The organism is Streptomyces sp. CAI-85 (assembly GCF_013363615.1).
Taxonomy (GTDB): domain Bacteria; phylum Actinomycetota; class Actinomycetes; order Streptomycetales; family Streptomycetaceae; genus Streptomyces; species Streptomyces antibioticus_B.
The window spans coordinates 42,763-60,738 of sequence record NZ_JAANNX010000017.1 but is presented as its reverse complement, the minus strand read 5'-3'; the positions used below and the strand labels follow the sequence as shown (position 1 = coordinate 60,738).

15 protein-coding genes and 1 pseudogene are annotated in these 17,976 nt (G+C 73.2%); 6 read left to right on the top strand and 10 right to left on the bottom strand.

The features are described from left to right. Window positions 1-87 precede the first annotated feature (87 nt). The 4 genes from G6W55_RS20360 to G6W55_RS20345 all read right to left on the bottom strand — a co-directional run bounded on the left by G6W55_RS20360 (window position 88) and on the right by G6W55_RS20345 (window position 3,519). Complete coding sequence (locus tag G6W55_RS20360; protein ID WP_175522262.1) at window positions 88-1,740, bottom strand: phospho-sugar mutase; 1,653 nt, start codon at window positions 1,738-1,740, stop codon at window positions 88-90. A gap of 53 nt (window positions 1,741-1,793) precedes the next feature. After that, window positions 1,794-2,630, bottom strand: a complete 837-nt coding sequence (locus G6W55_RS20355) for a purine-nucleoside phosphorylase (RefSeq protein WP_078634628.1) — start codon at window positions 2,628-2,630, stop codon at window positions 1,794-1,796. Window positions 2,631-2,773: 143 nt separating this feature from the next. Beyond that, a complete protein-coding gene (locus G6W55_RS20350) occupies window positions 2,774-3,058 on the bottom strand; it encodes a hypothetical protein (protein WP_078634629.1) in 285 nt (94 codons plus the stop codon). A 14-nt stretch (window positions 3,059-3,072) separates the two neighbouring features. Further along, a complete protein-coding gene (locus tag G6W55_RS20345; RefSeq protein ID WP_030783408.1) occupies window positions 3,073-3,519 on the bottom strand; it encodes a gamma-glutamylcyclotransferase in 447 nt (148 codons plus the stop codon). Window positions 3,520-3,931: 412 nt separating this feature from the next. Here G6W55_RS20345 and G6W55_RS20340 point away from each other — a divergent pair, with 412 nt between their 5' ends. Together G6W55_RS20340 and G6W55_RS20335 are read left to right on the top strand one after the other, a co-directional pair. Then, a complete protein-coding gene (locus G6W55_RS20340) occupies window positions 3,932-5,380 on the top strand; it encodes an NAD(P)H-quinone dehydrogenase (protein WP_078634630.1) in 1,449 nt (482 codons plus the stop codon). Between the two features lie 133 nt (window positions 5,381-5,513). After that, on the top strand, window positions 5,514-6,479 hold the full coding sequence (locus G6W55_RS20335; protein WP_175522261.1) for a DeoR/GlpR family DNA-binding transcription regulator: 966 nt from the start codon (window positions 5,514-5,516) through the stop codon (window positions 6,477-6,479). A gap of 1,441 nt (window positions 6,480-7,920) precedes the next feature. Here G6W55_RS20335 and G6W55_RS20330 read toward each other — a convergent pair. Then, a complete protein-coding gene (locus G6W55_RS20330) occupies window positions 7,921-9,693 on the bottom strand; it encodes a biotin carboxylase N-terminal domain-containing protein (RefSeq protein WP_078634632.1) in 1,773 nt (590 codons plus the stop codon). A 375-nt stretch (window positions 9,694-10,068) separates the two neighbouring features. Here G6W55_RS20330 and G6W55_RS20325 point away from each other — a divergent pair. Further along, window positions 10,069-10,563: pseudogene (locus G6W55_RS20325) on the top strand (hypothetical protein); the annotation flags it as partial. Window positions 10,564-10,897: 334 nt separating this feature from the next. Here G6W55_RS20325 and G6W55_RS20320 read toward each other — a convergent pair. The 4 genes from G6W55_RS20320 to G6W55_RS20310 all read right to left on the bottom strand — a co-directional run bounded on the left by G6W55_RS20320 (window position 10,898) and on the right by G6W55_RS20310 (window position 13,659). Next, window positions 10,898-11,503, bottom strand: a complete 606-nt coding sequence (locus G6W55_RS20320; RefSeq protein WP_078634633.1) for a nucleoside triphosphate pyrophosphatase — start codon at window positions 11,501-11,503, stop codon at window positions 10,898-10,900. A 44-nt stretch (window positions 11,504-11,547) separates the two neighbouring features. Further along, a complete protein-coding gene (gene mmpB / locus G6W55_RS39285) occupies window positions 11,548-11,679 on the bottom strand; it encodes a morphogenic membrane protein MmpB (RefSeq protein WP_256861345.1) in 132 nt (43 codons plus the stop codon). A gap of 91 nt (window positions 11,680-11,770) precedes the next feature. Next, window positions 11,771-11,980 carry an acyl-CoA carboxylase epsilon subunit gene (locus tag G6W55_RS20315; protein ID WP_078634634.1) on the bottom strand — a complete coding sequence of 70 codons (210 nt, stop codon included), beginning with the start codon at window positions 11,978-11,980 and terminating at the stop codon, window positions 11,771-11,773. Window positions 11,981-12,036: 56 nt separating this feature from the next. Continuing rightward, entirely contained in the window at window positions 12,037-13,659 is a 1,623-nt protein-coding gene (locus G6W55_RS20310) for an acyl-CoA carboxylase subunit beta (protein ID WP_078634635.1), read from the bottom strand. Window positions 13,660-13,769: 110 nt separating this feature from the next. Here G6W55_RS20310 and G6W55_RS20305 point away from each other — a divergent pair, with 110 nt between their 5' ends. Both G6W55_RS20305 and G6W55_RS20300 read left to right on the top strand, forming a co-directional pair. Beyond that, a complete protein-coding gene (locus G6W55_RS20305; RefSeq protein ID WP_078634636.1) occupies window positions 13,770-14,633 on the top strand; it encodes a biotin--[acetyl-CoA-carboxylase] ligase in 864 nt (287 codons plus the stop codon). Between the two features lie 195 nt (window positions 14,634-14,828). After that, complete coding sequence (locus G6W55_RS20300) at window positions 14,829-16,004, top strand: adenylate/guanylate cyclase domain-containing protein (protein ID WP_175522260.1); 1,176 nt, start codon at window positions 14,829-14,831, stop codon at window positions 16,002-16,004. A 244-nt stretch (window positions 16,005-16,248) separates the two neighbouring features. Here the strand turns inward: G6W55_RS20300 and G6W55_RS20295 are convergent, their stop codons facing one another. Further along, window positions 16,249-16,890: a hypothetical protein gene (locus tag G6W55_RS20295; protein WP_254876351.1), complete on the bottom strand. Its 642-nt coding sequence runs from the start codon at window positions 16,888-16,890 to the stop codon at window positions 16,249-16,251. Window positions 16,891-17,149: 259 nt separating this feature from the next. On the opposite strand from G6W55_RS20295, the gene G6W55_RS20290 reads away from it, so the two are divergent. Next, on the top strand, window positions 17,150-17,953 hold the full coding sequence (locus G6W55_RS20290) for an enoyl-CoA hydratase/isomerase family protein (protein WP_175522259.1): 804 nt from the start codon (window positions 17,150-17,152) through the stop codon (window positions 17,951-17,953). The last annotated feature ends 23 nt before the right edge of the window (window positions 17,954-17,976 follow it).

Here is a 17,976-nt window from a genome sequence, read left to right as displayed (position 1 = left end):
TCCTGCCGTGCCCCTGGTGAAACTGAGCAACCCGCCGTGGGGGCCGCGGCCTTGTCGTCCTGCCGTGACCCCCGGTCGTGTCGTCGTTCAGATGCCCGCTGCTGCCGACAGGTCTCGCTTGATCGCTGCCAGTAGGGCCGTCGCCTTGGTGTGGGCGGACGGGAGGGAATCGTGGGTGGGGGCCGGGATCACGGCCTCCAGGTAGCACTTCAGCTTGGGTTCCGTGCCGCTCGGGCGGACGATGACGCGGGCGCCGTCGAGGGTGTAGCGCAGGCCGTCCGTGGGCGGGAGGGTCTCCGTGCCGCGGGTGAGGTCCTCGGCGCGGGTGACCGCGAGGCCGCCGAGCGAGGTCGGCGGGTTCGTGCGCAGGCGTTCCATGGCACGGGCGATGACCGTCAGGTCCTGCACCCGCACCGACAACTGGTCGGTGGCGTGCAGCCCGTGCTCCACGGCGAGGTCGTCCAGCAGGTCGAGCAGGGTCCGCCCCCGCTCCTTCAGCTCCGACGCCAGCTCGGTGATCAGCAGGGCGGCGGTGATGCCGTCCTTGTCGCGGACGCCCTCCGGGTCCACGCAGTAGCCGAGGGCCTCCTCGTAGCCGTAGCGCAGGCCCTCCACGCGGGCGATCCACTTGAAGCCGGTGAGGGTCTCCTCGTACGGCAGACCCGCCTTCTCGGCGATCCGGCCGAGCAGGGACGAGGAGACGATCGACTCGGCGAAGGTGCCGCGCGCGCCGCGGGCGACCAGGTGCGCGGCGAGCAGCGAGCCGACCTCGTCGCCGCGGAGCATCCGCCAGGCGCCGTCGCGGCCCTTGACGGCCACCGCGCAGCGGTCGGCGTCCGGGTCGTTGGCGATCACGAGGTCCGGGTCCGTCTCGGCGGCCTTCGCGAAGGCCAGGTCCATCGCGCCGGGCTCCTCCGGGTTGGGGAAGGAGACCGTCGGGAACTCCGGGTCCGGTTCGGCCTGTTCGGCGACGAGCACGGGCTCCGGGAAACCGGCCCGCGCGAACGCGGCGAGCAGGACGTCCTTGCCGACGCCGTGCATCGCCGTGTAGACGGTACGGGCCGTGCGCGGCGAGCCCGCCGCGAGGACGGCGTCCGTGCGGGCCAGATAGGCGTCCAGGACGGCGTCGTCCAGGGTCTCCCAGCCGCCGTCCGGACGCGGTACGTCCGTCAGCGACCGTACGGCGGCGATCTCGGCGGCGATCTCCGCGTCCGCGGGCGGCACGATCTGCGAGCCGTCGCCCAGGTACACCTTGTAGCCGTTGTCCCGCGGGGGGTTGTGGCTGGCGGTGACCTCGACGCCCGCCACCGCGCCCAGGTGCCTTATGGCGAAGGCGAGGACCGGGGTGGGCAGCGGGCGGGGCAGCACCGCGGCGCGCAGCCCGGCGCCCGTCATCACGGCGGCCGTGTCGCGGGCGAAGTCCGCCGACTTGTGGCGGGCGTCGTAGCCGATGACGACGAGACCGCCCTGCTGCCCCTTGCCCCTGAGGTACGCGGCGAGGCCGGCGGCGGCGCGGACGACCACCGTGCGGTTCATGCGCATCGGGCCCGCGCCCAGTTCGCCGCGCAGACCCGCGGTGCCGAACTGGAGGGTGCCGGCGAACCGGTCGGCGAGTTCCTTGACGTCGCCGGCGTCGAGGAGACGGGCGAGTTCCTCGCGGGTGTCCGGGTCCGGGTCCTCGGCGAGCCAGGTGCGGGCGCGGGCGAGGAGGTCGTCGGCGTCGTGGTCGGTCGCGGTCACGGTGTGGTCAGCCTCTCGGATCGTCGTGCGGTGGGTCGCCCCCCCCCGGGTGATTACAGGCGGCCCAGCACCTGGGCCAGGAGGGATCCCATGCGGGTGGCGCTGTCGCGGCCCGCCTGGAGGACCTCCTCGTGGTTGAGGGGCTCGCCGGTCATGCCGGCGGCGAGGTTGGTGACCAGGGAGATGCCCAGCACCTCCGCGCCCGACTCGCGTGCCGCGATGGCCTCCAGGACCGTGGACATGCCGACCAGGTCCGCGCCGATCACCCGGGCCATCCGGATCTCGGCGGGGGTCTCGTAGTGCGGGCCGGGGAACTGGGCGTAGACGCCCTCCTCCAGCGTGGGGTCGATCTCCTTGCACAGCGCGCGCAGCCGCGGCGAGTACAGGTCGGTGAGGTCGACGAAGTTCGCGCCGACGATCGGGGAGGTCGCCGTGAGGTTGATGTGGTCGCTGATCAGGACCGGCTGGCCGGGGCGCATGCCCTCGCGCAGACCGCCGCAGCCGTTCGTCAGGACGATGGTCTTGCAGCCCGCCGCCACCGCGGTACGGACCCCGTGGGCGACGGCGGCGACCCCGCGGCCCTCGTAGTAGTGGGTGCGGCCGAGGAACACCAGGGCGCGCTTCTCGCCGATCCGGTACGAGCGGATCTTGCCGCCGTGGCCCTCGACGGCCGGCGGCGGGAAGCCGGGCAGCTCGGTGACCTGGAACTCGGTCTCGGGGGCGCCGAGGGCGTCCACGGCCGGAGCCCAGCCGGAGCCCATCACGAGGGCGACGTCGTGGGTCTCGGCGCCGGTCAGTTCGCGCAGGCGCGCGGCGGCGGCGTCGGCGGCGACCCTGGGATCCTTCGGGGTGGCGCCCTGGATGTCGTCCGGGAGAAGAGATGCGTTCACGCGGATGAGCCTAGCCGGTCGATGCCTACGCGCGTAGATGACAGAGCCCACGGGATGGCGATCGTTGTCTTGTCGTTTCCAACGAGACGGCCGTCTCGCTCGCGGTCACTCGTCCGGCCCGCGGTCACTCGTCCGGCCCGCGGTCATTCGTCCGGCACGAGGACGTCCTCGTCGCTGAAGACCTCGATGACGAAGATCAGCAGCCGGCCCCGGCTGACCAGGTACTCCGCCCAGATGTGCCGGGTCAGCCGGACCGTGCGGTCGTCGCCGGTGGCGCTGACGGCCCGGGACGCGAGCACGTAGGGGTCGCGGGCCAGCACCGAGACACCCTTGTCGAACCGGTTGCGCTCGTGCGGCGCCAATCGGTCCCGCGCGGCCGCCGCCTGTTCGGTGTAGTGGACCTCGTACACATGGCGCGTTCCGCTCATGCGCCCATGGTCGGTCAGCAGGGGCGCTTGCGCAGTTCCATCACGTAGTCGTGCGGGGCGCCGGCCGACTCGGCGGCGTCCGCGATCTCACCGAGGTAGCGCGCCGAGGGCAGGCCGCCCTCGTACCCGTTCAGCACGTACACCCAGGCGCCGGTCTCGCCGTCCAGGGTGTGCACCCGCACCCGGGCCCGGCGGTAGATGCCGAGGCCGGTGCCCTCCCAGCGGTCCAGCGACTCCTCGTCCATGGGCGCGATGTCGTACAGCGCGACGAACACCTGCGCGTCGGGGTCGTCCGGGGCCTCGACGACCGTCGCCAGCGCGCCCTCCCAGCCGAGCTGCTCCCCGCCGAAGGTCAGCCGCCAGCCGTTCAGCCAGCCCGTCGCACGCAGAGGGGAGTGCGGTGCGCGGCGGGTCATCAGCCGCGCGTCGAGGTTGCCGGCGTAAGCGGCGTAGAGCGACATGGAAGGAGGGTACGGCAGCGGGGGGAGGGGGCTTGCCGGGCGGCGGGCGGGGTGGTGGGGGTGGCTGGGGGCCCGTGCCGGTCGCGTGCCGCGCTCGCACGGGGGCCGTCGTGGCTGCGGTACGGCCGCGTGCCGGCCCTCTGGCCCTCTGGCCCTCTGGCCCTCTGGTCGCTCGGCCGTGCCCCGGCCCGGCGGTGTGCCGGGACCTCCTCGGTGCGGTCCTGTCCCGTGCGGCTCCCGTCCCGCCCTGCGGTGCTGCCGTCCCCGGAGGCGGCGGGGCGCCGGCGCGGCTCCGCGGTGCGGCCCGGACCTGGCCCTTCCCGGTCCGGGCCGTCCCCGTTGCGGGAGGGTGCACGGGTGGGAGCGGGCCCCCGGGCGCCCCGGCGCGTACCACCGGGGCGCGTGCGGGACAATGGAGTACGTGACTCGGATCGTGATCATCGGTGGTGGGCCCGGCGGCTACGAAGCGGCGCTGGTGGCGGCGCAGCTCGGCGCGGAGGTGACCGTCGTCGACAGCGACGGTCTGGGCGGGGCGTCGGTGCTGACCGACTGCGTGCCGTCGAAGACCCTGATCGCCACGGCGGAGGTGATGACCACCTTCGACTCCTCGTACGAGGAACTGGGCATCATCGTCGCCGACGACACCCCGCATCTGGAGCAGGCGGCCCGGGTCGTGGGCGTGGACCTCGGCAAGGTCAACCGACGGGTGAAGCGCCTCGCGCTCGCCCAGTCGCACGACATCACCGCCTCCGTCACACGGGCCGGCGCCCGGGTGATGCGCGGGCGCGGCCGGCTTGAGGGCATGCAGGCCCTCGACGGTTCCCGCAAGGTCGTGGTCGCCGCGGCCGACGGCACCGAGGAGACCCTCGTCGCCGACGCCGTCCTGATCGCCACCGGCGGTCACCCGCGCGAGCTGCCGGACGCCCAGCCCGACGGCGAGCGGATCCTGAACTGGACCCAGGTCTACGACCTCGCCGAGCTGCCCGAGGAACTCATCGTCGTCGGCTCCGGTGTCACCGGCGCCGAGTTCGCCGGCGCCTACCAGGCGCTCGGCTCCCGGGTCACCCTGGTCTCGTCCCGCGACCGTGTGCTGCCCGGCGAGGACCCGGACGCCGCGGCCGTCCTGGAGGACGTCTTCCGGCGCCGCGGCATGAACGTCATGGCCCGCTCGCGCGCCGAGTCCGCCAAGCGGGTCGGCGACCGGGTCGAGGTCGCCCTCGCCGACGGGCGGGTCATCACCGGCTCGCACTGTCTGATGGCCGTCGGCGCCATCCCCAACAGCGCGGGCCTCGGCCTGGAGGACGCGGGCGTCAAGGTCCGCGAGTCCGGGCACATCTGGACCGACAAGGTGTCCCGCACCACCGCGCCGGGCGTCTACGCCGCCGGTGACGTGACCGGGGTGTTCGCGCTCGCCTCCGTCGCCGCGATGCAGGGCCGGATCGCGATGTACCACTTCCTCGGCGACGCGGTGGCGCCGCTCAACCTCAAGACGGTCTCCTCCAACGTCTTCACCGACCCGGAGATCGCTACCGTCGGCTACAGCCAGGCCGACGTCGACGCGGGCAAGATCGACGCGCGGGTCGTCAAGCTGCCGCTGCTGCGCAACCCGCGCGCGAAGATGCAGGGCATCCGTGACGGCTTCGTGAAGATCTTCTGTCGTCCCGGCACCGGGATCGTCGTCGGTGGTGTGGTGGTCGCACCGCGCGCCTCGGAACTGATCCACCCCATCTCGATCGCCGTCGACAACAATCTGACGGTCGAACAGATCGCGAACGCGTTCACCGTGTACCCCTCCCTTTCGGGGTCGATCGCCGAGGTGGCCCGGCAGTTGCACACCCGTAAGACGGCGGGGGAGGGCTGACCGGAGGGTGTGGAGTGCGGGAATAAGGGCCCAATGGGGCCCTATACCACTCTCCGACCCTCTGTGCGAACAACTTCTACTATTCAGCGCAAAGAGCTGAAAGCAGACGGTCGCCCGCGTTACTGTCAGTTTCGTGTTCGCTGCAGAACGTCGCCAATTGATCCTCGAAATGGTGCGAGCGAACGGAGCCGTGTCGCTCCGTGAACTCGCCCGCGTCGTCCAGACCTCCGAAGTGACCGTACGGCGGGACGTGCGCGCACTGGAGGCAGAAGGACTCCTCGACCGCCGGCATGGCGGTGCGGTATTGCCGGGCGGGTTCACGCGTGAGTCCGGCTTTCCGCAGAAATCCCATCTCGCGACCGCCGAAAAGACCGCCATCGCGGACCTCGCCGCCAACTTCGTCGAAGAGGGCGAGGCCATCGTGGTGGGAGCGGGAACCACGACACAGGAGCTGGCCCGCCGGCTCGCCCGCGTCCCCGGCCTGACGGTCGTCACCAACTCGCTGCTGGTGGCCCAGGCGTTGGCCCATGCCAACAGGGTCGAGGTCGTGATGACCGGGGGGACCCTGCGCGGCTCCAACTACGCCCTGGTGGGCAGTGGTGCCGAGCAGTCCCTCCAGGGGCTGCGGGTCTCCCGGGCGTTCCTCTCCGGGAGCGGGCTGACCGCCGAGCGGGGGCTGTCCACGTCCAACATGCTGTCGGCGTCCGTCGACCGGGCGCTGGTCCAGGCCGCGGCCGAGGTCGTCGTCCTCGCCGACCACACCAAGCTGGGCACGGACACCATGTTCCAGACCGTGCCGACGGATCTCATCACCCGGCTCGTCACCGACGAACCGCCGGCCCACGACGACCGTGCCGCCACGGAACTCCAGGCCCTCGCGGACCAGGGGGTGCAGATCGCCGTGGCCGGGGCGTCGGGCAGCCCGGGGGGTGACACGGTCCCGGCGCGCCCCCAGCAGCGCCGGGACGTCCCCCTGCCGTCCCCCCGCCGAGGCCAGGTCCCCGGCGGCACCGCGTCCCCCCTCCGCGCAGCCACGGTCCTGGGCGAACAGCCCCCCGGCACGGAACGGCCCAGGGTGGCGGACATGCGCCGCCGCTGATGCCTGCCGGCGGGGGCGGAGCGTTTTTGGCCGAGGGGGCTCGAACGGGGTCCGGCGGGGGTTTTCGTCGCCGGGGCCTGGGAGAACAGCGGCCTGGTAGGGAACGCCCCCGGGCGCCTGCGCTGCCACTCACGCCGATGCCTGCTGGCGGGGCCGGAGTGTTGAGCCGGGGGCTCGAACCGGATCCGGTGGGGGCCTTCGTCGCCGGGGCCTGGGCGAACTACCGCCTGGCACGACACCCCGGGTAGTCGACATCCGCCGCCGACGGCTTCCTGCGGGGCCTGGAGCGTTGAGCCGGGAGGCTCGAACGGGGTTCGGCGGGGGCCTGCGTTCGCCGGGTCCTGAGCCGAACAGCGGCCTGGTAGGGAACGCCCCCCAGGGTGGCGGACGTGTGCCGCCGCTGAAGCCTGTCGGCGGGGGCGGAGTGCTTTGGCCGAGGGGGCTCGAACGGGTCCGGTGGGGAACTTCGTCGCCGGGGGCCTGGGCGAACTACCGCCTGGCACGACACCCCGGGTAGTCGACATCCGCCGCCGACGGCTTCCTGCGGGGCCTGGAGCGTTGAGCCGGGAGGCTCGAACGGGGTTCGGCGGGGGCCTGCGTTCGCCGGGTCCTGAGCCGAACAGCGGCCTGGTAGGGAACGCCCCCCAGGGTGGCGGACGTGTGCCGCCGCTGAAGCCTGTCGGCGGGGGCGGAGTGCTTTGGCCGAGGGGGCTCGAACGGGTCCGGTGGGGAACTTCGTCGCCGGGGGCCTGGGCGAACTACCGCCTGGCACGACACCCCGGGTAGTCGACATCCGCCGCCGACGGCTTCCTGCGGGGCCTGGAGCGTTGAGCCGGGAGGCTCGAACGGGGTTCGGCGGGGCCTTCGTTCGCCGGGTCCTGGGTGGATAGCCGCCTCGCACGGAAGGGCCCCCGGGTAGCCGACGTGCCCCGCCGCTGACGCCTGTCGGCGGGGCCTGGAGCGTCGAGCCGGGGGGCTCGAACGGGATCCGGCGGGATCTCCAAGGAGAGGGGCTCTGCCCGAGCGACGCCCAGCGGGGCCGGGGCCGTGAAAGGGGGCTCCGCCCGGACGGCCCTGAGCGCGCCGACCGTCGCGGGACGCGTGAGCCCGAACAGTGTCCGTGGGGTGGGTTACGACGGGACCGACCCGCGTGGCCTCCGGTGCGCATCGCGCCCAGGCTCGGGGCGCCGTCCGGGCGGCCCTCGGCGGGGCGTGTGACGCGAAACGGTGCGTGGCACCCGCACCGGGCGCGGGGGATGGACGGCCCCCACGCGCGGAGCGAGGCGGACAGCGCTCCGTGCCGAACGTGCCCGCCTTGCGGTCCGCGGACCCTCGCTGTCGCCGAGGGCATCGGCGCCGGGCTGAACGGCGGCCCTGCCCGGGCCCGGGAACGCCGTGAGGCGCCCACCAAGGTGGACGCCTCACGGAAGGACAGGGCGGGTCAGTCCTTGATCTCGCAGATCGCCGCGCCGGAGGTGATCGACGCGCCGACCTCCGCCGTCAGGCCCTTGACCGTGCCGGAGCGGTGGGCGTTCAGGGGCTGTTCCATCTTCATGGCCTCCAGGACGACGACCAGGTCGCCCTCCTTGACCTCCTGGCCCTCCTCGACCGCGACCTTGACGATCGTGCCCTGCATCGGGGAGGCGAGGGTGTCGCCGGAGGCGACGGGGCCGGACTTCTTCGCCGCGCGGCGCTTGGGCTTGGCGCCCGCCGCGAGACCCGTACGGGCCAGCGACATGCCCAGCGACGACGGGAGGGAGACCTCGAGACGCTTGCCGCCGACCTCGACGACGATCGTCTCGCGGTCCGTGTCCTCCTCGGCCTCGGCGTCGGACGGAGCCGCGAAGGCCGGGATCTCGTTGACGAACTCGGTCTCGATCCAGCGCGTGTGCACCGTGAACGGGTCCTCGCTGCCCGTCAGCTCCGGCGCGAACGCCGGGTCCTTCACCACCGCGCGGTGGAACGGGATGGCCGTGGCCATGCCCTCCACCTGGAACTCCTCCAGCGCCCGCGCCGCCCGCTGGAGCGCCTGCTCGCGCGTGGCACCGGTGACGATCAGCTTCGCCAGCAGCGAGTCCCACGCCGGGCCGATGACCGAACCGGACTCCACGCCCGCGTCCAGCCGGACACCCGGACCGGACGGCGGGTTGAACGCGGTGACCGTGCCCGGCGCCGGCAGGAAGTTGCGGCCCGGGTCCTCGCCGTTGATCCGGAACTCGAAGGAGTGTCCGCGCAGCTCGGGGTCGCCGTAGCCCAGCTCCTCGCCGTCGGCGATCCGGAACATCTCACGGACCAGGTCGATGCCCGCGACCTCCTCGGTCACCGGGTGCTCGACCTGGAGACGCGTGTTGACCTCCAGGAAGGAGATCGTCCCGTCGAGGCCGACCAGGAACTCCACGGTGCCGGCACCGACGTAACCGGCCTCCTTGAGGATGGCCTTCGAGGAGGAGTACAGCTCGGCGACCTGCGCCTCGGAGAGGAACGGCGCCGGGGCCTCCTCGACCAGCTTCTGGTGGCGCCGCTGGAGCGAGCAGTCACGGGTGGACACGACCACCACGTTGCCGTGGCTGTCGGCCAGGCACTGCGTCTCCACGTGCCGCGGCTTGTCCAGGTAGCGCTCCACGAAGCACTCGCCCCGGCCGAACGCGGCGACCGCCTCGCGGACCGCCGAGTCGTACAGCTCCGGGACCTCTTCGAGGGTGCGGGCGACCTTCAGGCCGCGGCCGCCGCCACCGAAGGCCGCCTTGATCGCGATGGGCAGCCCGTGCTGCTCCGCGAAGGCGACGACCTCCTCGGCGCCCGAGACCGGATCCGGGGTGCCGGCCACCAGCGGCGCGCCGGCGCGCTGGGCGATGTGCCGGGCGGCCACCTTGTCGCCGAGGTCGCGGATGGCCTGCGGCGGCGGGCCGATCCAGATCAGGCCCGCGTCCAGGACCGCCTGGGCGAACTCGGCGTTCTCGGACAGGAAGCCGTACCCCGGGTGGACCGCGTCGGCGCCGGCCTCGCGCGCGGCGTTCAGCACCTTGTCCATGTCCAGGTAACTGGTCGCCGGAGTGTCACCGCCCAGGGCGAACGCCTCGTCCGCGGCCCGGACATGCAGAGCGTCCCGGTCCGGCTCGGCGTACACGGCCACGCTCGCGATGCCGGCATCCCGGCACGCCCGGGCCACGCGGACTGCGATTTCGCCACGGTTGGCGATGAGCACCTTGCGCACGATTGAGGCTCCCTCCTTGAAACAAGCGCGAGTTTAGGGACTGCCGACACGGCACTTCGACCCGTCCCCAAAGGTGAGCTTGCCCACACGGAGCGTGATGCGAGGCTCACTGGACCGCGAAATCCCTTGTAGTACCGCCGTACGCAGCACTCCTCCCGGCAACCCTAGCCCTCTGATGTGGCCAAGGTCTCTGTGAGAGCGTGCTGCGGCACACTCCGTTTCTTTGTGGAGTCCCTACGAATGGCCCAACGATTCTTTGCCGTGCGCAGAACCCTTGTCCCGCGGTTTACCCGTTAGTAGCGTTCGCGATGTCTCGAACGTACTTGGGGTAACCGCAGTCTTGCTCGGGCGGCAGTCGAAAGTGGGTGGGGGCCGGTGGTCCGCAGACCGGTGGCATGGATCGTGGCGATCGTGCTCTTCGTGGAGGGCCTCGGGGTCGCCGCGCTGCAATGGTTCATGGGTGTGGTCGTGGACCGGCAGGACATGTCCCTCGCCGGCCTGGACCCGGACGTGATGTCGACGTCGTCGAAGGCGGGCGGGATCGTCTTCGGGCTCTACTTCGTCTTCTGCGGCGTGGTCGCGCTGCTCGTGGCCCTGCGCAACCGGCCCCCGGCCGGCCTCGGCCGGGTCGCGCTGATCAGCGTGGCGGTGGTGCACGGTCTGCTGGGCGCGGTCGCCTGGGGCCTGCTCGGCGTGCCGCAGTTCATCTTCATGATCGTGATGCTCGCCCTGATCGTGCTCCTGCTGATGACCTACGACGGTCAGCCCGCGGCCGGTCAGCCAGCGCCCGCGCAGGGCCCTGGCGGCCCCACGGACGGCGCGGCGGCCGACGGAGGCCCCGCGGCCCCGCCCGAGGCCCCGGCGGCGCCCGGCGAGGGCACGGCGGGCGCGGGCGGTCCCGCGGCGCAGAGCGCCTCCGGCAAGGTCCCGCCGCAGCGGACCCAGGAGGCGGACGCGGGGGAGAAGGGCACGGGGGAGACGGGCGCGCCGGTCGCCTCGGCGCAGGACGCCCCGGCGAAGGTCGGCCTCACGAAGGACACCGCCGTCGAGCACGCGCCCGCGAAGGCCGGCCTCACCAAGGGCACGGAGGACACCCCGGCCGAGGACACCACCGTCGTCACGGCCACCGGAGCCCAGGACGCCCCCGCCGCCGAGCCCGCCCCCGCGAAGGGCACGCCCTCCAAGGACATCGGCCCCGTCGTCGTCAGTGCTCCGCCGGGGTCCACAACTCCGTGATGTTCACGCCCAGTTGACCGAGCAGGCGGCGCACCAGCGGCAGGCTGATCCCGATCACGTTGCCGTGGTCGCCGTCGATGCCGTCGATGAACGGCGCCGAGCGGCCGTCGAGGGTGAAGGCACCGGCGACGTGCAGCGGTTCGCCCGAGGCCACGTACGCCGCCACCTCGTCGTCGCTCGGCTCGCCGAAGCGGACCACGGTGGAGGCGGTGGCCGAGACGTACCGCCCGCTGACCGTGTCGTAGACGCAGTGGCCGGTCTGGAGGGTCCCCGCGCGGCCGCGCATCGCCTTCCAGCGGGCCACGGCCTCCTCGGCGTCCGCCGGCTTGCCCAGCGCCTGGCCGTCCAGGTCGAGCACCGAGTCGCAGCCGATCACCAGGGCGCCCTTGACGTCGGGCCGGGCGGCCACCACGGACGCCTTGGCCTCCGCCAGGGCGAGTGCCAGCTCGGCGGGGGTGGGGGCGGAGACGGCGTCCTCGTCGACCCCGCTGACGATCACCTCGGGGGTGAGGCCGGCCTGGCGCAGCAGGTTCAGTCGGGCGGGGGAACGGGAGGCGAGGACGAGTCGGCGCATGCGGTCAGCGTAGCGCCGCGGCGCCCCCGGTGTTCTTGGCGTCGTCAGCACTTCAGGGCGAGGACGAACAGCGCGATGACCATGGCCCACGCCAGGAAGAAGCCGAGCCGTCTGAGGGTCTCCTGCATCGCGCGGAGTTCCTCGGGCGGCTCGTTCTCGGGGTCGGACCACAGCATTCCACCAGCGTGACCCCTGGCGGACGCGGGCGCCTGAGTAGGGATACTCAGATCCTCGGACCGGCGCCCGCGGTCCTTCCGGACAGGCCGGCTAACCGGGCCAGTAGGTACGGGCCCAGGACGCCTGCCCGGGCTGCGGCACCCGGCGGCCGGCGAGCCGGGCCGGGTCGGACCACGCGTCCTTCGGGCCCGCCGCGCCGGACGGCACCGCCGCTGCCGCCGCGGCGCGGGCTCGGACCACCGCCAGTGCGGCGGCCAGCTCCTCCGGGGTCGGGTTGCCCCGTACGACCTTGATCGTCACGACCACTCCTAACGGGATCACGGGATCACGGAATCACGGGATCACGGGATCCGGGACTACAGCGGGATGTTGCCGTGCTTCTTCGGGGGCAGCGAGGCCCGCTTGGTCCGCAACTGGCGCAGCCCGCGCACGACATGGCGGCGGGTGTCGGACGGCATGATCACCGCGTCGACATAGCCGCGCTCGGCCGCGATGTACGGGTTGAGCAGGGTGTCCTCGTACTCCTGGATGAGCCGCGCGCGCACCGCCTCCAGATCCTCGCCCGCCGCCTCCGCCTCGGCGATCGTGCGCCGGTGCAGGATGTTGACCGCGCCCTGGGCGCCCATGACGGCGATCTGGGCCGTCGGCCAGGCCAGGTTGAGGTCGGCGCCCAGGTGCTTGGAGCCCATGACGTCGTAGGCGCCGCCGAACGCCTTGCGGGTGATGACGGTGATCAGCGGGACGGTGGCCTCGGCGTACGCGTAGATCAGCTTGGCGCCGCGGCGGATGATGCCGTCGTGCTCCTGGCCGACGCCGGGCAGGAAGCCGGGCACGTCCACGAACGTGAGGACCGGGACGTTGAACGCGTCGCAGGTGCGCACGAACCGCGCGGCCTTCTCGGACGCGGTGATGTCCAGGCAGCCGGCGAACTGCATCGGCTGGTTGGCGACGATTCCGACCGGCTGCCCCTCGACCCGGCCGAAGCCGGTCAGGATGTTCGGGGCGAACAGCGCCTGCGTCTCGAAGAACTCGGCGTCGTCCAGCACGTGTTCGATCACGGTGTGCATGTCGTACGGCTGGTTGGCGCTGTCCGGGACCAGCGTGTCCAGTTCGAGGTCCTCGTCGGTGACGGACAGGTCCGCCTCCTCCGGGAACACCGGTGCCTCGGACAGGTTGTTGGACGGCAGGTACGACAGCAACTGCTTGACGTACTCGATGGCGTCCTTCTCGTCGCCGGCCATGTGGTGCGCCACGCCCGAGACCGCGTTGTGGGTGCGGGCGCCGCCCAGCTCCTCGAAGCCGACGTCCTCACCGGTCACCGTCTTGATGACGTCAGGGCCGGTGATGAACATGTGCGAGGTCTGGTCGACCATCACGGTGAAGTCGGTGATCGCGGGCGAGTACACCGCGCCGCCCGCGCACGGGCCGACGACCAGGGAGATCTGCGGGATCACACCGGAGGCGTGGGTGTTGCGGCGGAAGATCTCGCCGTACGCGCCCAGCGAGGCCACACCCTCCTGGATGCGGGCGCCGCCGGAGTCGTTGATGCCGATGACCGGACAGCCGGTCTTCAGCGCGAAGTCCATCACCTTGACGATCTTCTGGCCGTAGACCTCGCCCAGCGCGCCGCCGAAGACGGTGAAGTCCTGGGAGAAGACGGCGACCGGACGGCCGTCGACCGTGCCGTAGCCGGTGACCACGCCGTCGCCGTAGGGGCGGTTCTTCTCCAGACCGAAGTTGGTGGAGCGGTGCCGGGCGAATTCGTCCAACTCGACGAAGGAGCCCTCGTCGAGGAGCAGCTCGATCCGCTCACGGGCCGTCAACTTGCCCTTGGCGTGCTGCTTCTCGACCGCGCGCGCGGAGCCGGCGTGCGTCGCTTCCTCGACACGGCGACGGAGATCCGCGAGCTTGCCCGCGGTGGTGTGGATGTCGATCCCTTGGGTCTCGTGGATCTCGTGACGCTCTTCCGGCTCGGACATCGGGATGCGGCTCCCTGCCTGCTCAAAAGGGGGGACGGTTACTCATCCGTAGAGTAGTGGCGCACCTACCGATCGGCAGTGCGGCGTTTCACACACCTAGGGTGGCTTGCATGACGCCGCGAGATGCCTCAGACGACAACAGCCGCTGGTCCGATCTGGAGCGGCCGCCGCTCGACGCGGCCGCCCTGCGCCGGGCCCTGGTCCGCGAGGGCGGACTGTGGTCGGACGTCCGGGTGGTGCAGCGCACCGGCTCCACCAACTCCGACCTGGCGGCCCTGGCGGTCAAGGGCGAGGCCGCCGAGGGCGCGGTCCTGGTCGCCGAGGAGCAGACCGCGGGCCGCGGCCGCCTCGACCGCCGCTGGACCGCGCCGCCGCGCTCCGGGCTCTTCTTCTCCGTCCTGCTGCGGCCCGCCGAGGTGCCGGTGGCCCGCTGGGGCTGGCTGACCCTGCTCACCGGGGTCGCCGTGGCCACCGGGCTGGCCCGCGCGGCGGGCGTGGACACCGCCCTGAAGTGGCCCAACGACCTGCTGGTCACCGTCGGCGGGGAGGAACGCAAGGCGGGCGGCATCCTGGCCGAGCGGGCCGGGGAGGACGGCGTCGTCGTCGGCGTCGGCATCAACGTCACCCTGCGCGCGGACGAGCTGCCCGTGCCCCAGGCCGGTTCGCTGGCCCTGGCCGGCGCGGCCGGCACCGACCGGGACCCGCTGCTGCGGGCCGTCCTGCGGTCCCTGGAGGAGTGGTACGGCCGCTGGCGCGAGGCCGGCGGGGACCCGGCGGTCGGGGGACTCCAGGAGGCGTACGCGGCGGGCTGCGCGACCCTCGGACGCTCCGTGCGCGCCGAGCTGCCCGGCGGGCGCGCCCTGGTCGGCGAGGCGGTGGCGGTCGACGGCGACGGACGGCTCGTGATCGCCACGGCGGACGGGGTGCGCGAACCGGTGGGCGCCGGTGACGTGGTCCATCTGCGGCCGGCGTGAGACGCCCTGCGTGAGGGGTCGTGAGGGGTGAGGATGAGCAGGTCGTCCGGTGCGGACGTACTCCGCTGCGGACGGCGGTGCGCAGGGTCCTGGAAGGGAGCGGTTGTCCGTCACCGACGGAGTGAGCTGGCGCACACTGCCGTAGAGTTGAGGCCGGTCGATACCTGACCGCGGAAGATCGGAAGGGCAGCAGGCGTGACCGTCGACGACACGGGCTCCGGCGCGGGCGCGGAACGCCGGGTGGACCCCTCCCCGTTCGAGGCTTCGGCCGACCCCGGGGGGCTCTCCGCGGCCGAGTCCGACGCCGACTCCGGCGAGGACCCGCTCGCCCTCCGCCTCGAACAGCTCATCCTCGGCGCCGAGCGGCGCTACACGCCCTTTCAGGCCGCCCGCAGCGCCGGGGTCTCCATGGAGCTGGCGTCGCGTTTCTGGCGCGCCATGGGCTTCGCCGACATCGGGCAGGCCAAGGCGCTCACCGAGGCCGACGTGCTGGCGCTGCGCCGGCTCGCCGGTCTCGTCGAGGCGGGGCTGCTGAGCGAGGCCATGGCGGTGCAGGTCGCCCGGTCCACGGGGCAGACCACCGCCCGGTTGGCGGAGTGGCAGATCGATTCCTTCCTGGAGGGCCTGACCGAGCCGCCCGAGCCCGGGATGACCCGCACCGAGGTCACCTATCCGATCGTCGAACTGCTCCTGCCCGAGCTGGAGGAGTTCCTCGTCTACGTCTGGCGCCGGCAGCTCGCCGCCTCGGCGGGGCGGGTCGTGCAGGCCGCCGACGACGAGGAGATGGTCGACCGGCGGCTCGCCGTCGCCTTCGCCGACCTGGTCGGCTTCACCCGGCTGACCCGGCGGATGGAGGAGGAGGAACTCGGCGAGCTGGTCGAGGCGTTCGAGACCACCGCCGCCGACCTGGTCGCCGCGCGCGGCGGACGGCTCATCAAGACCCTCGGCGACGAGGTGCTTTACGCGGCCGACGACGCGGGCACCGCCGCCGACATCGCGCTGCGGCTCGTCGAGACGATGAGCAACGACGAGACGATGCCGGAGCTGCGCGTCGGCATGGCGTTCGGCACGGTCACGACCCGGATGGGCGACGTCTTCGGTACGACGGTGAACCTGGCGTCACGGCTGACGTCGATAGCGCCGCGGGACGCGGTCCTGGTCGACAGCGCCTTCGCGGAGGAACTCATCCGCACCGGCGACGCCCCCGCCTCCGAGGCCGAGGCCGCGGAAGCGGCGGCCGCAGCGGAGAAGGAGGGCGAGGACCCGCCGACGTACCGCTTCGCCCTCCAGCCGATGTGGCAACGCCCGGTGCGCGGTTTGGGCGTGGTGGAGCCCTGGCTGCTGACTCGGCGGGGCGGGGGCGAGGAGTAGGCGGCGGCGGGGAATGGCCCCGCTGGTGTCTGCGGCCCGCTGCCCTCGTCGGCTTCGACCGTCCGGCCGGCCGGGGCGGGCGGGCGCGGGAGCCCTCCCGCCCGCTCAGCGGCTCCGGCCTGCGGCACCCGGGAGCCGGGCGGGGCGGGTGCGGGGCGCCGACGAGGTCTTCTCCCGCTCTTCCCCCGCTTCAGCGGACCGGCCCGGGCGGGCGCGGGACTGTGCATGGGCTCGCCCCGCCCACCTAGCGGTTCTGGCCGCCCAGGGCGTCGACGCACAGCCCGATGATCGGGACGCAGAGGCCCGGGTGGCCGGGTTGGGCCGGGGCCGGGGGCGTAGGGGTGGCGGACGGGGTGGGCGCCGGCTGACGGGTGGGTGTCGTGGGGGCCGGGCGCGGATCGTCGTCGTCGGGCGCGGACGGCGCGGAAGGCGCGGCTGACGGGGCCCGGGGAGGCAGCGGGATCGCGCCGGGCGTGACCGGGGAGGAGCCGGTGCCCGGTGTGGGGGCCGCAGGTGTCGGGGTGGCCGAGGCACCCGGCACCCGGCTCGCCTCGGGGGTCGGAGTCCCGCTGGTGCCGCCCATGGGGGAGGCGTTCGTCGGGGTCGGGGAGACCGTCGCGCCCGCCTCGGCCGGGAGGCCGGTGGACGGGGCGCCGCCGATGACGGGGTCGGGGTGCGGTTCGGCCTCGGCGGTGCCGAGCCCGGCGACACCGCCCGGCTCCGAGGTCAGCCGTACGAGGCTCAGCACCCCCGCGGCCAGCGCCAGCCCGCCCGCCGCGAACAGCACCCTGCGCCGGCGCGGACGCCGGTGCCGGCCGCGCGGCATGGCCCAGATCGGGGTGTGTTCTGCCTGGTCACGCTTGTCGTCCACCGGTGTGCTCACCATCGCGTCCCCTCCCGGTGCGCGTCCGCCCCCGTCAACGCCGGGGCGGACGGCACGGTATGCGCTGCCTTGGGTGATCAGGGGCGAGTTGGGCGAGATATCACTCGAACGGGTGGACGGGCCACACATCAGCGAACGGAACACGGCGTGCCGCCGGTACGCACCCCCGTCCCGGCGGCACTTTCCCTCCCGGATCCCGCCTGCGATGATCGGGCGGGCGGGATGTTAACCCGCGTTAACCCGTGTGGAGCCGGAGGGTGTCATGAGTGAGGTGCGGTTCGGGGAGTTCGTGCTGGTGCGGCGGCACGGGGACGGCGGCCGGGTCGCGGAGCTGGCGCTCGACCGGCCCAAGGCGATGAACGCCGTGTCGACCGAGATGGCCCGCTCCGTCGCCCGGGCCTGCGCGGCGCTCGGTGAGGACCGGGACGTACGGGTGGTCGTGCTGACCTCGACGCACGAGCGGGCGTTCTGCGTCGGCGCCGACCTCAAGGAGCGCAACTCCTTCAGCGACGCCGACCTGGTGCGGCAGCGGCCCGTCGCGCGCGGCGCGTACACCGGCGTGCTGGAGCTGCCCGTGCCGACGGTCGCGTCGGTGCACGGGTTCGCGCTGGGCGGCGGCTTCGAGCTGGCGCTGGCCTGCGATGTGATCGTGGCCGACCGGACCGCCGTGGTGGGGCTGCCGGAGGTGTCGGTGGGGGTGATCCCGGGCGGCGGCGGCACGCAGTTGCTGCCCCGCAGGGTGGGCGCGGCGCGGGCCGCCGAGCTGATCTTCACCGCACGGCGGGTGGAGGCGGCCGAGGCGCGCGAGCTGGGCCTGGTGGACGTGCTGGTGGACGAGGGGCGGGACCGCGAGGAGGCCCTCGCGATGGGCGCGCGGATCGCCGCGAACTCGCCGGTGGGCCTGCGGGCGGCCAAGCGCGCGCTGCGGCTCGGGCAGGGGCTCGATCTGCGGGCGGGCCTGGAGGTTGAGGACGCGGCCTGGCGCTCGGTGGCGTTCTCGGGCGACCGGGCCGAGGGGGTCGCGGCGTTCAACGAGAAGCGGCGGCCCGAGTGGCCGGGGGAGTAGCAAGGGCGGGCGGTCACGGCGGG

Coding starts and splice junctions, on each gene's coding strand:
- G6W55_RS20350 (WP_078634629.1), bottom strand. CDS start 3,058: ATGAGCGGAACGCGCCATGTGTACGAGGTCCACTACACCGAACAGGCG.
- G6W55_RS20345 (WP_030783408.1), bottom strand. CDS start 3,519: ATGTCGCTCTACGCCGCTTACGCCGGCAACCTCGACGCGCGGCTGATG.
- G6W55_RS20340 (WP_078634630.1), top strand. CDS start 3,932: ATGGAGTACGTGACTCGGATCGTGATCATCGGTGGTGGGCCCGGCGGC.
- G6W55_RS20320 (WP_078634633.1), bottom strand. CDS start 11,503: ATGCGCCGACTCGTCCTCGCCTCCCGTTCCCCCGCCCGACTGAACCTG.
- mmpB (WP_256861345.1), bottom strand. CDS start 11,679: ATGCTGTGGTCCGACCCCGAGAACGAGCCGCCCGAGGAACTCCGCGCG.
- G6W55_RS20310 (WP_078634635.1), bottom strand. CDS start 13,659: ATGTCCGAGCCGGAAGAGCGTCACGAGATCCACGAGACCCAAGGGATC.
- G6W55_RS20305 (WP_078634636.1), top strand. CDS start 13,770: ATGACGCCGCGAGATGCCTCAGACGACAACAGCCGCTGGTCCGATCTG.
- G6W55_RS20295 (WP_254876351.1), bottom strand. CDS start 16,890: ATGGTGAGCACACCGGTGGACGACAAGCGTGACCAGGCAGAACACACC.
- G6W55_RS20290 (WP_175522259.1), top strand. CDS start 17,150: ATGAGTGAGGTGCGGTTCGGGGAGTTCGTGCTGGTGCGGCGGCACGGG.